Source organism: Alteromonas sp. ABH4_453, assembly GCF_056160665.1.
Genome location: NZ_JBSWXP010000004.1, coordinates 251,208 through 266,223, shown reverse-complemented (window position 1 = coordinate 266,223; position 15,016 = coordinate 251,208). Strand labels below are relative to the sequence as shown.

The 15,016-nt window shown below is 45.3% G+C and carries 15 protein-coding genes; 3 read left to right on the top strand and 12 right to left on the bottom strand.

Annotation, left to right across the window (positions count from 1 at the left end; all coding sequences use genetic code 11):
• Positions 1–7: 7 nt before the first annotated feature.
• From secD to zapE, 5 genes are all read right to left on the bottom strand, one after another.
• On the bottom strand, positions 8–2,563 hold the full coding sequence (gene secD / locus ACXAGV_RS09920) for a protein translocase subunit SecD (protein WP_474873108.1): 2,556 nt from the start codon (positions 2,561–2,563) through the stop codon (positions 8–10).
• A gap of 84 nt (positions 2,564–2,647) precedes the next feature.
• Entirely contained in the window at positions 2,648–3,025 is a 378-nt protein-coding gene (locus tag ACXAGV_RS09915) for a hypothetical protein (protein WP_474873107.1), read from the bottom strand.
• Between the two features lie 171 nt (positions 3,026–3,196).
• Positions 3,197–3,853, bottom strand: coding sequence for an NAD(P)H-dependent oxidoreductase (locus tag ACXAGV_RS09910; protein ID WP_474873106.1), 657 nt, complete (start codon positions 3,851–3,853; stop codon positions 3,197–3,199).
• Positions 3,854–4,193: 340 nt separating this feature from the next.
• Positions 4,194–4,916 (bottom strand): YebC/PmpR family DNA-binding transcriptional regulator, encoded by a 723-nt coding sequence (locus ACXAGV_RS09905; protein ID WP_334058918.1) that lies wholly within the window; start codon positions 4,914–4,916, stop codon positions 4,194–4,196.
• A 307-nt stretch (positions 4,917–5,223) separates the two neighbouring features.
• Positions 5,224–6,321 carry a cell division protein ZapE gene (zapE, locus tag ACXAGV_RS09900; RefSeq protein WP_474873105.1) on the bottom strand — a complete coding sequence of 366 codons (1,098 nt, stop codon included), beginning with the start codon at positions 6,319–6,321 and terminating at the stop codon, positions 5,224–5,226.
• A 255-nt stretch (positions 6,322–6,576) separates the two neighbouring features.
• Between zapE and ACXAGV_RS09895 the strand changes: the two genes are divergently transcribed.
• From ACXAGV_RS09895 to ACXAGV_RS09885, 3 genes are all read left to right on the top strand, one after another.
• The gene (locus ACXAGV_RS09895; protein ID WP_474873104.1) at positions 6,577–7,011 is read left to right on the top strand and encodes a ZapG family protein; all 435 of its coding nucleotides are present in this window, start codon (positions 6,577–6,579) and stop codon (positions 7,009–7,011) included.
• 88 nt (positions 7,012–7,099) lie between these two features.
• Positions 7,100–8,461 (top strand): DegQ family serine endoprotease, encoded by a 1,362-nt coding sequence (locus ACXAGV_RS09890; RefSeq protein ID WP_474873253.1) that lies wholly within the window; start codon positions 7,100–7,102, stop codon positions 8,459–8,461.
• Between the two features lie 301 nt (positions 8,462–8,762).
• The gene (locus ACXAGV_RS09885; protein WP_474873103.1) at positions 8,763–9,833 is read left to right on the top strand and encodes a trypsin-like peptidase domain-containing protein; all 1,071 of its coding nucleotides are present in this window, start codon (positions 8,763–8,765) and stop codon (positions 9,831–9,833) included.
• Between the two features lie 146 nt (positions 9,834–9,979).
• On the opposite strand, the gene murA is transcribed toward ACXAGV_RS09885, so the two are convergent.
• The 7 genes from murA to mlaF all read right to left on the bottom strand — a co-directional run bounded on the left by murA (position 9,980) and on the right by mlaF (position 14,686).
• A complete protein-coding gene (gene murA, locus ACXAGV_RS09880) occupies positions 9,980–11,242 on the bottom strand; it encodes a UDP-N-acetylglucosamine 1-carboxyvinyltransferase (protein WP_474873102.1) in 1,263 nt (420 codons plus the stop codon).
• Between the two features lie 12 nt (positions 11,243–11,254).
• The gene (locus tag ACXAGV_RS09875) at positions 11,255–11,512 is read right to left on the bottom strand and encodes a BolA family protein (protein ID WP_012517351.1); all 258 of its coding nucleotides are present in this window, start codon (positions 11,510–11,512) and stop codon (positions 11,255–11,257) included.
• A gap of 29 nt (positions 11,513–11,541) precedes the next feature.
• The gene (locus tag ACXAGV_RS09870) at positions 11,542–11,850 is read right to left on the bottom strand and encodes an STAS domain-containing protein (protein WP_474873101.1); all 309 of its coding nucleotides are present in this window, start codon (positions 11,848–11,850) and stop codon (positions 11,542–11,544) included.
• The gene (locus tag ACXAGV_RS09865; protein WP_474873100.1) at positions 11,847–12,512 is read right to left on the bottom strand and encodes an MlaC/ttg2D family ABC transporter substrate-binding protein; all 666 of its coding nucleotides are present in this window, start codon (positions 12,510–12,512) and stop codon (positions 11,847–11,849) included. The genes ACXAGV_RS09870 and ACXAGV_RS09865 overlap by 4 nt, the downstream gene beginning before the upstream one ends.
• Before the next feature lie 117 nt (positions 12,513–12,629).
• A complete protein-coding gene (gene mlaD / locus ACXAGV_RS09860; RefSeq protein WP_014948351.1) occupies positions 12,630–13,103 on the bottom strand; it encodes an outer membrane lipid asymmetry maintenance protein MlaD in 474 nt (157 codons plus the stop codon).
• A 9-nt stretch (positions 13,104–13,112) separates the two neighbouring features.
• Positions 13,113–13,889, bottom strand: a complete 777-nt coding sequence (mlaE, locus tag ACXAGV_RS09855; protein WP_474873099.1) for a lipid asymmetry maintenance ABC transporter permease subunit MlaE — start codon at positions 13,887–13,889, stop codon at positions 13,113–13,115.
• Complete coding sequence (mlaF, locus tag ACXAGV_RS09850; protein WP_474873098.1) at positions 13,886–14,686, bottom strand: phospholipid ABC transporter ATP-binding protein MlaF; 801 nt, start codon at positions 14,684–14,686, stop codon at positions 13,886–13,888. The genes mlaE and mlaF overlap by 4 nt, the downstream gene beginning before the upstream one ends.
• Positions 14,687–15,016 lie beyond the last annotated feature (330 nt).

The following is a 15,016-nucleotide window of genomic DNA, read 5'->3' as shown; positions in this document are numbered from 1 at the left end:
GTGCCGCCTAAGGGATGTGCGACAACGAAGCCTTAATCTCTTCTGCAGTAGGCTTCAACTGGGCTTTACCTTGTTTCTCTCTCTTGCTGCCTAACAAATACAATAGCGTAGAGGTGATAAACAAGGTCGATGATGTGCCAATCACGACAGCAAAAACCATAGGGACTGCAAAACTTTCTACTGCATCACCGCCAAAAATAGCCATTGGTAACAACGCCAACAGCGTGGTAACGGAAGTGAACACCGTGCGGCTTAACGTGCTGTTCACGGCCTCATTAATGGTATCTGCCAATGGCTTGTTTGGGTCTAAACGCAATAATTCACGGATACGATCAAGCACCACCACCTTATCGTTTATAGAGTAACCAATGAGCGCCAACAGTGCTGCAACAGCCGTTAAGTTAAATTCGATACCCGTAAGCGCGAAAAAGCCTATGGTCTTGGTTAAATCGAGTATCACGGTTAGCAGCGCTGCGCTCGCAAAATGCGCTTCAAAGCGTGCCCACAGATACACCAACATGCCGCCACCTGCGATAAGCAATGCTAGAATGGATAGCTCGGCAAAGCCTCCGCTGACCTTGGGTCCAACCATATCAATTTTATCAAAACTTACCTCACTATCGGCTTGCGAAATCGCACGCTTTAGTGCGTCAGTCTGCTTTGCGTTGCTATTTTCAAGCTCGCCACTGCTATCTAGAACAGGTGCTCGCAGTAAATAGTGATGTTCACTGCCATATTCTTGAATTGCTATTTGATCAAAGCCATTGCTTTCAATCACATTCCTTAGCTCATCGGTAGTAAGGGTTGGTGCGGTCAACTCAATCATGGTGCCACCGGTAAAGTCGACGCCATAATGTAAGCCAGGCTTAGCAAACAAGCCGATTGAAAGCACTGTTAGTACTACCGAAATAGCTAATGCAATCTTCCGTTTATCCAGAAAGTTAATACCGCTTAGCTTATCGCTTAAACGCAGTAGCGGTGAAGAGAAGCGCATGGGCGTGTGATCTCTTGTGTTTCTTTTTTTCAACTTAACCACTCTTAGCATTAACATTTTAGTTAAGGCAACAGCAGTAAATACCGAAGACACCAGACCAAGGGCAATAGTAATTGCAAAGCCTTTTATAGGGCCGCTACCAAACATAAACAACAAACTTACCGCTATGAGCGTAGTGAAGTTTGAATCTACTATTGTCGCGAATGCTTTTTCAAAGCCCACTTCTATTGCACTGGCTGCCGGACGGCCTTTTTTACTTTCCTCACGAATACGTTCATTAATCAAAATGTTCGCATCGACCGCCATGCCCATGGTTAGGATCAAACCAGCAATGCCCGGTAACGTCAGTGTTGCGCCAAACAGGGTTAATGCGCCAAACACCAACGCCATATTGATACAAAGAGCAAAACTTGCAATAGCGCCCCACCTGCCGTAAATCGCTACCATAAATGCCAATACCAGTAACGCACCTGCCACGCCGCTTTCCACTCCGGTTTGAATTGCATCGCTGCCTAAATCTGGCCCCACCGTGCGTTCTTCTATTATGGAAAGCGGTACAGGTAGCGCACCAGTGCGAAGCATTAGTGCCGTATTAGCCGCCTCGGGCAACGTAAAGTTACCAGTTATTTCACCACGACCACCTGGGATCACGCTGTTGATGACGGGGGCTGTAACCACTTTGTCGTCAAGGACGATAGCAAGCACACGGCCGATGTTGTCACGTGTCATAGTGGCAAACTGCTTGGCACCTGCACTGTCTAATCGGAACGTCACTACTGGCTGGCCATTTTCACTACTTAAGACACCTGCCGCATCAGTAATATGCTCACCTTCTAGCGCCACTTTTTGCTCTAAGCGATAGGTATTACCCGCCGCATCTTGCTTATTCATAACCTGCTCAGACTGGCTATTCGCGGCCCAGTGAAAAGTCATTTGTGCGGTAGTGCCCAATAATTTTTTAACTTGGGTGGGGTCAGACATACCCGGCATCTGAACTAAAATGGCGTCTTTACCTTGTAACGTAACGCTAGGCTCAGTAAGCCCCGTTTCGTTCAAACGCTTTCGCACTACTTCAACACTTCGGCTTAACGTGTCTTTAACCAGTTGTTCGGTATATAGCTCATTAAGCGTAAGGGTAACGGTGCTTTTCTTTATCTCTACATCAAGTGCACTTGAACCATTTGGCTGAGCGGAAATTTGATATGCGGTGTCTTTTACCTTTCTCGCATCATCTGCACTACGCAATGTAAAGACGACACTTCTAGAACGACTATCTTTATGAGTGAGTGAATGAGACGTCTTTGTATAGCGCACGTTTTGACTGCGCAATTCGCTAAGTAAGTCACTCGAAAAGCTGTTGAGTTGCTTTTCAAATAAGGCGTTGGTGTCTGCGGCTAATAGCAGATGCGAACCACCTTGCAAATCTAAGCCTAAAGAAAGTGTGGAAGTGGTGTACCACGTAGGTAACTGCTGTTTAATTGATTGCGGCAATATGTTGGGCGCAGCGCTCAGTAAACCGAGCATAATGATGAGCACATACACAAAGCCACGAAATGAAAATCGTGCCATTTTAGAATCCTGAATAATTTTGTTTTTGAAGCGCTTGAACGAGACACAAAGAAGCTTTGCTTTCACGTTAGCGCGTGTAAAGGGTTAACTCAGGATGGAAGGTGGACCTCGAGGGCTCGCTTTTACCCACGTTTTAGCATTGAAGAAAGAGCCTGCTGATGGCGCCCTGTCAGATGGCGCTTTGTGGAAGGCAAAGTTTAGCAATGCCGACATTAAACCTTGCGGCTCTGCATCGGTAGGCTTTTCGCCTTTATCACTGGTTAGCTTAGTTGCGCTAAACCTAAGAGAGTAGTTTTGCGTACTGTGTACAAACTTAGCCAGCGGAGACTGCGACGTAGCTTCAGCATTATTCGCTACATCAGATGTCTGAAAACCAGTATTAACAATAAGATACGACAATACCCACGCCACAAGAAACGGCGTAAATGAAGAAGGGTAATAGCGTTTTATAAAAGCGTGCACAATATTTAGGCTGGTTTAATTAACAATACATATTCAGACAAGCAGCAAATGTGGGGGCGAACAGATCATTTTCAACGCTAGCTTGTGCGTGTGTTACAAATAAAAAAGCGCCAATAAAGGCGCTATTTTACATTTTGTGCTTACTTAAAACAGCTGGCTGTTCTATGAGGATTAGACCACTGCAATAACGTCTTCTTTCGCCAATCGCGCTTTTGGAAGGCCGTGATTCCAATCTTGCTCTGTATCTGCGTAGCCCATAGCCAGTGCCACTTCACAAATGTGACCGTCTAATTCTTCTTTGAATAGTTCGCCAAGTAAGTCAGGATCCACACCCTCCATAGGTGTGGAAGCTATCCCTAAACGGGCCAAAGTGTGTAATACATTACCCAATGCCAAATAAACTTGGGCTTTAGTCCACGCGGCGTTGCTACCATTTTCATCGGTATTCGCTTCAGCAAACGCATAAGCGCCCATAAAGTTTTCACGCATGTCTTCGGGTAAATGACCTGAAGATACTTCCGCATCTACACGCTTAACGAATTTTTCTTTGGTGAATTTGGGGTCGTAGGCAAACAAAATAGTATGCGATGCTTCTTTAGCGTGATGTTGGTTAAACTGATGCTTATTTTCAAAGCTATCGTGCAGACGCTGTTTCGCTTCGTCGCTTTCTACTACAACAAACTTCCAAGGCTGAGAGTTGATAGAAGACGCTGATAGACGCAAAGCTTCAAGAATGGTAGCAAGGTCGTCCGCAGAGATGCGTTTGTTTTCATCGTACTTCTTAACTGTATAACGCGTGTTTAAATCTTCGATAATTGGATGAGACACAACTAACTCCTCAATATATAAATAGGAACAATCTGAAGGCTGTGTGTATGGTATAGATTCAGCTTTTCAATGATAAGCCCGATAAAAGACGAATCAGTTTCTAATTATTTTTGACAATAGTTTTGATTGAACGAGGTGAAAAGAGGCATGATTTAATAAAATGCTTACTAATGGTGAGAGGCATTGCTGCGACCGGGCACAGGGTATTTTTTATCTCGCCCTTTACTTTGAGGTGACCTACTTGGGCGTCTAGCTGGGTAACCGTAATTTAACATCCAGCCTGTAAAAAAGCCCCTCTAACTGAGGGGCTTTAGTTTTGAAAACAGGATATCTTCGTATTCTAATTGGGCGTAATCGCATTGTGGTAAACGTCTTGTACGTCGTCACAGTCGTTAAGCATGTCCATGAATTTTTCAAACATAGGCATGTCTTCTTCGCTAATTTCAGTTTCAGTCTGAGGCATCCAGCTCATCTCATCGGCAATGAACGTAATATCTGGATAGGCTTCTGTTAGCGCTGTTTTTACTTGGTAAAACTCGGTGTGCGGTGCATAAACCGTTACTTTGCCGTCTTCAACTTCAACGTCAGTTACGTCTACGTCTGCTTCCATTAGCACTTCTAAGATAGCGTCTTCGTCGTCGCCTTCAAACTGAAATACCGCTTGGTGATCGAACATGTGCGATACCGCACCCTGAGCACCTAGCTTGGCATTGGTTTTAGTGAAGCAGTTACGAACTTCAGTAATAGTGCGGTTGGCATTATCAGACAAGCAGTCAACAATAACCATGCAGTTACCGGGGCCAAAGCCTTCGTAACGCATAGGCTGGAAGTCTTCACCAGCGCCACCAGCGGCTTTATCAATCGCTTTTTCAATAACGTGGCTTGGTACTTGGTCTTTCTTCGCCTTTTCCATTAGACGGCGAAGTGAAAGGTTAGTGTCTGGGTCGGCACCACCATTTTTTGCGCACACGTAAATTTCTTTACCGTACTTAGAATAAACCTTTGTTTTTGCGCCGGCAGTTTTTGCCATGGCGGCTTTACGAACTTCGAATGCTCTTCCCATCTTAAAATTCTCTTTCTCGCAATTAGAAATGCTGCGTTGGGTTTTATCGGGGTACTATTTGCCTGAACCTTTTTCAGGCTGTGCCGCTTTGTCTTATCTGGAAATAATGCGAAACGAAGCATTGCAAAAATTGCTGAGTGCAATCTTTCCCAAACTAAACGCTGACTTAGCGACACAGAAAAATTGTGCGAAATTCTACCTTAATTTTCCTCTAATACCAATGTGAATCCCCTCGGAAAGGGTGCAAGCGAAGTACTTACCCGTTCTTATTTACGCGTAAATGTACTCTGACCCCACACACTTTGGTTTACGGTAGATGTTCGGTTGCTAGGTAGTCGTGTGACTGCATTTCCTTTAAACGGCTAAGACAGCGTCTAAACTCGAAGTTAAGTAGCCCTTCTGTGTAGAGACTTTCTAGCGCCACTTCTGCCGATATAATCAGTTTCACATTTCGCTCGTAGAACTCGTCTACCATCGCAATAAAACGGCGCGCCACATCGTCATTATGCTGGCCCATTTCCTTAACATTGGCGAGAAGCACAGAGTGGTAACAACGGCTTAACTCGATATAATCGCTCTGGCTACGGGGCCCGCCACACAAAGCGTTAAATTCGATCATTAATACGCCGTCAGCGTTTCTAAGGGTTGCTATTTTGCGATTGTTCACCTCAATGTCTTCGCCTTGAGAACCTTCTTCTGGCGCTAACTGCGAAAAGTAGCTATGCAAGTTCTCGGTGGCTTCGTCATCTAGTGGGTAGTGATAAATTTCGGCTTGCTCTAACGTTCTAAGACGATAATCAATACCGCTATCAACATTTACCACGCGGGTATTCTGATTGAGTAGATCGATAGCAGGTAAGAACCGCGCACGCTGCAATCCGTTTTTATATAAATCGTCGGGGACTATGTTTGACGTCGCCACCAGCACGATACCGTGACCAAACAGCTCTTCCATTAGCGTGCCTAAAATCATGGCATCCGTTATATCAGACACAAAAAACTCGTCAAAGCATATTACCCGCGCCTCTTTTGCTAGCTTGGCTGCTACTAACTTTAGCGGGTCTTGCGCGTTTTTGAGCTGCTTTAGTTCATCGTGCACACGGTACATAAAGCGGTGAAAGTGCACGCGCATTTTCTTCTCGAACGGCAAGCAGTCGTAGAAGGTATCGACTAAATAGGTTTTACCCCGCCCTACCCCGCCGTAAAAGTAAATGCCCTGAATGCCAGGCTTTGCGTGGCCTTTTCCAAACGCTGCTTTTAACTTTACCCGCCACGTCGTTTTCTTTTCAGGCTGGGTAAGTTCATCAAACAAACGTTGAAGTTCTTTTACTGCATTTTCTTGCGCCGCATCGTAATGAAAGTCAGACGACTGAAGATCTAACTGATATTTTTCCCATGGCGTCATCGCCGAAACCACTCCGTACAAAAGTCAATAGCGGCGCTTGCTGCACCGACCTGCTTGAATTTCTCAATTATGACCTTAATTTTAATGGAAATCACGGTAGAATCTCACATTGAAATTCGACATACACTGAATAAATGAAACTATGTATGCGCTTTTCGGGTTTGACCTTGCTATATTCAGCATATGGTCGAAAGCAGCTTTTAGATCGTAGAAGTTAAGGTCGGCTGCAAGATGTAGATTGATTCGGAGAATATAATGGAATTGTTAGTATCTCTTGCTTTGTTAGTAGTTGGGTTAATTATTGGCTTTTTCGCAGGTCGCTTTTTTCAACAAAAGCAGGGCGCAGGCAATACTGCACAGACTGAGAAGCAAGTTAAAGAGATCCTCGCACAGCAGGCGCAACACCACATTCATCAAACTCGTCAAAGCTTAGAAAGCATTGAAAGCCAGTGCGAAACGTTAAAGCAACAGATTGAAGAGTATGAATTGCTGCTTGAGCAAGGCAGCGATGATGACAGCAAAGTTCCTTTTTATGGGGAACAAGCAACCACGTATTTACGTAACAACCTGAAAGGGTCTGACAAATCGAGAGTTAAGCGTGTATCTGACACACAGCCAAGAGACTTCGCTAACTCGGGTTCTGGGCTGTTCGTCGGCGGATCTGATAAGAATACCGCAGAAAAACAGTAACATCGGGAACTTTATCACGACCTCGGACTCTTTTAGTGAAACCATGCTATGTCGCATATAACATGAAGGAGTGTAAGCGAACATGAAAATGTCTTTCCGCCATTGTCTATTGGCGTCTGCCGTTGTTGTAAGTTCATTGGGCTTTACTGCTAGCACACAGGCGGCGTTACCGTTCTTTTCTGATAAAAAAGATGAAGTGCCATCTTTAGCCCCCATGCTAGAAGAAGCTACCCCAGCGGTAGTCAGCATTGCGGTAGAAGGAACACAAACCTCTACGCAGCGTGTACCCGAGATGTTTCGCTACTTCTTTGGTGCCCCGCAAGAGCAGGTTCAAGAGCGTCCTTTCCGAGGTCTGGGTTCTGGTGTCATCATTGATGCTGACAAAGGTTACGTCGTTACCAACAATCACGTTGTTGATAACGCGGACGAAATCACGGTTAAATTAACAGACGGACGCGAGTTCAAAGCGAAAAAACTGGGCTCTGATGAGCAAAGTGATATCGCTTTGCTTAAGATTGAGCCGGATGATTTAAAAGCCTTGCCGCTAGCCGATTCTGACGTACTGCGTGTTGGTGACTTTGTGGTTGCTATTGGCAATCCATTCGGGCTTTCACAAACCGTTACCTCTGGTATTGTTAGTGCCTTAGGTCGCTCCGGTTTGAACATTGGTGGGTACGAGGACTTTATTCAAACTGACGCAGCAATTAACCGCGGCAACTCAGGTGGCGCACTTGTGAACCTTCACGGTGAACTGGTTGGCATCAACACCGCTATCTTTGGTCCTAACGGCGGCAATGTCGGTATTGGTTTTGCTATCCCTGCCAATATGATGAAGAGCTTAGTTGACCAAATTGCAGAGTTTGGTGAAGTACGCCGTGGCTTATTAGGCATTTTAGGTAGCGATATTGACGCGGGCCTTGCCGAAGCCATGAATGCCGAAGTAAATATTGGTGCGTTCGTGAGCGAAGTACAGCCTGACTCTGCTGCAGAGAAGGGCGGCCTTCAAGCAGGTGATATCATTACTGCGATTAACGGTCGAAAGCTTCACAGCTTCCAAGAACTACGTGCAAAAATTGCGAGTATGGGTGCTGGCGCAGAGGTTGAACTCACCGTTATGCGCAAAGGTAAGCAAATGAATGTGGACGTTGTATTGGATGACGCTACTGATACCACGGTAACCGCTGCCCAAATTCACCCAGCTCTTGAAGGTGCAACCTTGTCTAACGGCACTGACGATGCTGGTAATGCTGGTGTAGTGGTTTCTGATATTGAGCGTGGCGCGCCAGCAGCGCGAATTGGCCTTCAATCTGATGACGTTATAATTGGCGTTAACCGCGTGCGTACGTCTACGGTTGCAGAGTTCAGAAATGCACTTGACGAAGCAAAAGGCGTTATCGCCCTCAATGTAAAACGTGGAAACTCGACGCTATATTTAGTAATTAGGCAATAAAGTACGTAAGTTAGCCATACCTATTTGGCTATAGATACAAAACGGCGCGCCTTCGCGCCGTTTTTTTTGAAATAGATTAAAATACTAAGCGTTGCCCTCACGTTGCAGCATAATACCATTGCACAACAAACCGGCCTCAGTGACACAAAATTTGCGTTTCGTTACGGTAGTTTATTGAATAAAGTGATATCCTTTATATTACGAATGATAATTCAGAAACGTTGCGCTTTTAATTTGTGAAGTAGTGCCGCTATGACGGTACGTATAGAGTAAGTGCGATAGACAACAATAAGTGTGATTTGTGACTGGCCGCTTAATAATAAACTTCTTACTAAAATCTGTAATTCTTGGCGTAGCTGTTGCTGCACTGCTGTTGGTGTTTATCCCCGAGCTTCGCAATGGTAAAGGTCTTGCTCAGGGCTTCTTTAATACTCATTCAGTCAGCGCCAGCCGCGAGAGCTATTTCACCGCGTTAAGCAGCTCTGCACCTGCAGTAGTTAATATTTATAGCGTAAGTATTGAAAACGGCTCTGGTATTTTTAGAAATCAATCTCGTGGGCGCACTAACCTTGGCTCAGGCGTTATTATGACAGAGAATGGCTACTTGCTGACCTGTCACCACGTGGTTGCCGATGCGGACAGTATTTACGTAGCTGTGCAAGACGGCCGCATTTTGGAAGCGCAGATTGTCGGCACGGACCCTCTGACCGACCTAGCAGTATTGAAGGTAACCGCAGATAACCTGCATATTATTCCTCAAGTATCAGAACCTGATACCCATGTAGGTGATGTAGTTATGGCGATTGGTAACCCCTTCGACTTAGGCCAAACGGTTACCCAAGGTATTGTCAGTAGAGCGGGTCGTAATGGTCTTTCAAACTATGTTGATTTCATTCAAACCGATGCAGTTTTGAACCAAGGTAACTCTGGTGGCGCGCTGGTAGATAGCAACGGCATTTTGCTAGGCATTACCAATGCCAATTTCCAAGTATTAGATTCTAATAACCGCGCTCGCAGTGTAGATGGTATCAATTTCGCAGTACCTTATGAATTGGCCAAGCGCGTCATGGATGAAATTATTAGCAACGGGCGCGTTGTACGCGGCCAGCTAGGTTTTGTCGGCGGTGAAAATCGCAACCGGCCGGGTATTGATGTTCAAGCGGTAGGTAAAGGCAGCCCTGCCGATATTGCAGGTATTCGCCCTGGCGACATTATCGTTGCCATAGACGGCGTGCGTTTAGAAAGTGCTTCCAAAACCTTAGATATGATTGCAGAGACCGAGCCAGGTACTGAACTTGAGATTGAACTTAGTCGCGATGGTCGCTCCATAACTATTACAGCTACTGTTGGAGAGCTTCGCGCGGGCCAATAACTGTTATAGATATTCAGCGCCATGTAGGCAGATAGCAGTTGCTCAGCTGTGGTTTAACTCCACTGGTAATAGAGATAAATCAGGCACAAAAAAAGCGCCGTAATGAGCTGGCGCTTTTGTTTATGCTAAAAACTCACAAGATAACGTTACTCTTTAACTCGCTCTATGATGGCGCCTAAACCACCAAGTTTCTCTTCTATCGACTCATAACCACGGTCTAAGTGGTAAATCCGATTTACGTGAGTTTCACCTTCTGCAATAAGCCCAGCGATAACCAAGCTTGCTGATGCGCGAAGATCAGTAGCCATCACTGGCGCCCCTTTCAAGCTTGAACTACCTTTGGATACAGCTGAGTTTGCTTCTAGTGCGATTTCGGCGCCCATACGCTGTAGCTCTGGCACATGCATAAAGCGGTTCTCAAAAATAGTTTCTGTTATTACACCTGTACCTTCGGCAACACAGTTTAGAGTGACAAACTGGGCTTGCATATCAGTGGGGAATGCTGGGTGTGGTGCAGTCTTAACGCGAACAGCCTGCGGCTTACGCCCTTCCATATCCAGCTCAATCCAGTCTTCACCTACCGTGATTTTCGCGCCAGCTTGCTCTAACTTATCTAGCACAGCGTCTAACGTATCAGGGGCCGCATGAGTACAGCGAATTTTACCGCCAGTTACCGCCGCTGCGACTAAGAAAGTACCGGTTTCTATGCGATCAGGCAATACGGCATAATCGCAACCGTTTAAGGTTTCTACACCTTCAATGGTAATTTTATCGCTTCCTGCACCAGTGATTTTTGCGCCCATCTGGATAAGACAATTCGCCAAATCAACAATTTCAGGCTCGCGTGCCGCGTTTTCTAAAATAGTCGTGCCGTCTGCCAACGCTGCTGCCATCAGAAGGTTTTCGGTAGCGCCTACACTCACCATATCCATAAAGATACGAGCGCCTTTTAAACGACCGTCAACTTCAGCACGGATATAGCCTTCGTCTACTTCAATCTTTGCGCCCATCTTTTCAAGGCCAGTTAAATGAAGGTTCACTGGGCGTGCGCCTATCGCGCACCCCCCAGGCAGAGACACATTCGCTTTCCCCTGCTTAGCAAGCAATGGGCCTAACACCAAAATTGAAGCACGCATGGTACGCACTAGATCATAAGACGCGGTCACACTTTCAAGTGTACTTGCATCAATAACAATGTCGTTAGGCGCGGGTAACGCTACTTCTACGCCTAATTCACGCAAAAGCGCTGTAGTTGTGTTGATGTCACGAAGACGGGGGACGTTGGTATAACGACAAGGGGAATCGGTGAGCAAGCTAGTCATCAAAAGCGGCAGCGCCGCATTTTTAGCGCCGGAGATACGCACATTTCCGTTGAGCGCAGGGCTCTTTTTAATTACGAGTTTATCCACGTGCTGCGCCTATTATTGAGGAATATTAAACTGGCGCTCACGCTCCCAGTCTTTTACTGAAAACGTCTTGATGGTAATTGCATGCATGCTGCCGTCTGCAATTTTATCAGCTAAAGGCGCGTATACCGCTTGTTGGCGCTTTACACGACTCATTTCATTAAATGCATCACTTACCGCAATAATATTAAAATGCGAACCTTCGCCCTTCACGTGGACTTCGTGCAGGTCTAACGCATCTTTCAAGATCTTTTCAATTTCAGACAATTCCATAACTTACTTCTTTATTCGCTAACGGGTGTTTATTCTACGGGTAAAAAGCTATTTGCGTCGCTTATTTTCGCAAGCTTCTGTAGCTTCTCAGGCATTTTATAGAGGGTCATGCTAACACCATTTTGCTTTGCATCCCTAACAGCATTAATAAGCCACGCTAAACCGGCACTGTCTGCACGCTCTACATCACTCAAATCGATTTGACATCTTTTCTTAGTAATCAGAGCACTACGTTGGTTACCGTTTAAACTTTCCCAGAAATTTTTCGACAGCGTTTCACGGTCGAGATGACCGTGAACCACGATATTGCCTTTGTCGTTTACCTCAAAAAGGCTCACTCAGCCTCTCCTTCGACTTCAATTGGCTCACCCTGCTTAAGCTCTACTGGCTTGCCAATTTTATCGCGCATCAGCGCAATCACTGCATCGATGCCGTCTTGACGAAGTATTGATTCAAATTCGCTGCGCTTGCTGTTTAGCATGCTAATGCCTTCAGCCACCATGTCGTAGGCTTTCCATTCATTGGTTTTGCTGTCTTTACGAACTTTAAAGGCAATTTTAATTTCAGGACGGTTGGGGTCTTGAACAACCGCGCGAACCGTCACAGATTTCTTATCATCAAAAGAGGATTCAGGCTCAAAAATAACTTCTTGGTTGTCGTAGTAGCCCATAGCAACAGCATAGGTTGTTACCAAATACTGACGAAATACGCTGATATATTCACCCATTTTTTCTTGAGGAACCGACTTAAAATGCTTACCTAGCACCATAAAAGCCGCAAATTTGTAGTCAATGTGCGGCACCAACTCTTCTTCCATAATAGTGCGTAGCATTTCAGGGTCAGCTTTAATTTCAGCTTGATTCGCTTTAATTCGCTCAAATGTGCGGTTAGCCACATCCTGAACTAGCTCATAGGGGTTCTGCTCATTAACTTCTTGCGCATTGGCTATTCCTGCTACAGACATCATAAAGATGCCAATTGCTACCATAAACTTTTTCAAAATCACTCTCCTAACTTAAACTCTATTTAGCAGACCTGACAAACAAGCATTTAGTTTCATCAGGCCGCTGGAATTAATTGACGTCAACGTTATATACGTTCGGATTCTATGCAGCGATTAGTCTTCATCGCTGCCGCGGTTAAATAAGAATTGTCCAATAAGGTCTTCTAGCACCAAGGCTGACTTCGTATCTTGTAGGTAATCACCATTTTGAAGGTTAGCGACACCGTCAAAAGAAAACCCTGGTTGGAAACCAACATATTGCTCCCCCAATAAACCAGACGTCAGAATAGACACCGAGCTGGTTTCAGGGAAACCGTTGTATTCATTTAGGATTGACAGTTCAACCACTGGCGTAAAATCTTCTTGGTCTAGCGTAATTGATGACACACGGCCAACTGTTACTCCACCCACTTTCACCGCTGAGCGAGGCTTTAATCCGCCAATATTGTCGAACTTCGCATATAGGGTGTAGGTATCGCCTTCGGTGGCTACCGTTTGGTTTGCAACCTTTAGTGCCAATAATAACAAGGCACCAATCGTAAGCATGACAAACACACCAACCATTACTTCCGTTTTATACTTACTCATTCCAATCCCCTACTCGATACCAAACATAAGGGCGGTAAGCACGAAGTCCAGCCCTAATACTGCTAATGATGAATAGACCACCGTTTCGGTAGTCGCTTTGCTGATCCCTTCCGATGTTGGAATAGAATCGTAACCTTTAAATATGGCAATCCACGTCACAACCAAGGCAAATACAAGGCTTTTTATCACGCCGTTTATGACATCTTGGTTCCAATCAACGGTTGACTGCATGATTGACCAGTAGCTACCTGCATCAACACCCAACCAGTCTACGCCGACCAAATGGCCACCTAAAATACCAATTGCACTAAAAATAATGGCCAGCATAGGCATAGCAAACATTCCTGCCCAAAAGCGCGGAGCTACTATTCGCCTTAAGGGATCTACTGCCATCATTTCCAAGCTACTTAACTGCTCAGTGGCTTTCATAAGGCCAATCTCAGCAGTCAACGCTGACCCAGCACGTCCAGCAAACAGTAGAGCCGTAACCACCGGGCCGAGTTCTCGTAAAAGAGACAGTGCAACCATGGGACCTAAGCTCCCCTCTGCACCGTAATCGACTAAAATGGTATAGCCTTGAAGTGCCATTACCATACCAATAAACAGCCCCGACACCATGATGATGAGCAGTGACTGAACACCAACTACATAAAGTTGTTTGATAGTCAGTGGAATATTTTTTACTCGAGGGACAGCGACAAGTGCACCAAACAACATCAGCGCGGCTCTACCGATTGCGGTAACTTTCCCTATCGTTTTAGCACCTATTGATTGGAAGAACTTCATTTATCTGCCCCCAAAAAGCTTGTTTTCAAATCAGGGGCAGGGTAATGAAAGGGAACCGGACCGTCTGCTTTTCCTTTCAAGAACTGCTGAACTAATTCAGAGTCACTCTCTTTAATTTGTTGCGCTGTACCTTCACCAATAACCCGCTTATCCGCCAAAATGTAAATATAATCAGCGATGGTCAGCACTTCGGTTACATCGTGGGTTACTACTATGCTGGTGAGATTAAGCGCGTCATTCAGTTCACGAATAAGCTTCACCAACACGCCCATGGAAATGGGGTCTTGGCCGGCAAAGGGTTCGTCGTACATGATTAAATCTGGGTCTAGCGCTATCGCTCTTGCAAGTGCGGCTCTGCGCGCCATTCCACCAGACAGTTCGCTGGGCATTAACTTGGCAGCACCGCGCAATCCTACTGCCTGTAGCTTTAAAGCGACAATAGTTGCTATCAAGTCTTCTGATAGATCAGTATGTTCGCGAAGCGGAAACGCCACATTGTCGAACACACTCATATCGGTAAATAGCGCCCCACTTTGAAAAAGCATGCTCATTCTACGACGAGTTTCGTAGAGAGATTTTCTCGACATAGAGACAATTGAATCGCCGTCGAATTTAACGTCGCCTTCGTCTGGTGTTAACTGCCCGCCAATAAGGCGCAGCAGCGTGGTTTTACCTATTCCACTTGGCCCCATTACTGCAGTAATTTTGCCCTTAGGTACCTTCAATGAAATCCCATCATAAATGATACGATCAGCACGCTTAAAGGTTAGGTTATCTACTTCAACTAAATGATCCATAGTTACTAAAATGTCGACCCCTGACGCTGGATTGAGTTGGTTTTGAACGCCGCTATCAATCTACTTAGAAAATATTAAAAGTATATGAGCGATATGCATATTCAATTTCTATGCCTTCGCACACATAACCCATAAAGTTTACTGAACAGTTTACTTTTAAGAGCCAACAAATTCAAAAAAGTTTACTCTGCAGTGTAGTTTTTTATGCTTACAGGCTGGCTTGTCCAGCAGACACAACCTCTGGGCCGTGTTATTTGGTGCCATTGTACGCTTTTTCAAGACACTCGCCAAAGTCAAAAAGTTACAAGTTATGTTCGATTAAGACGAATT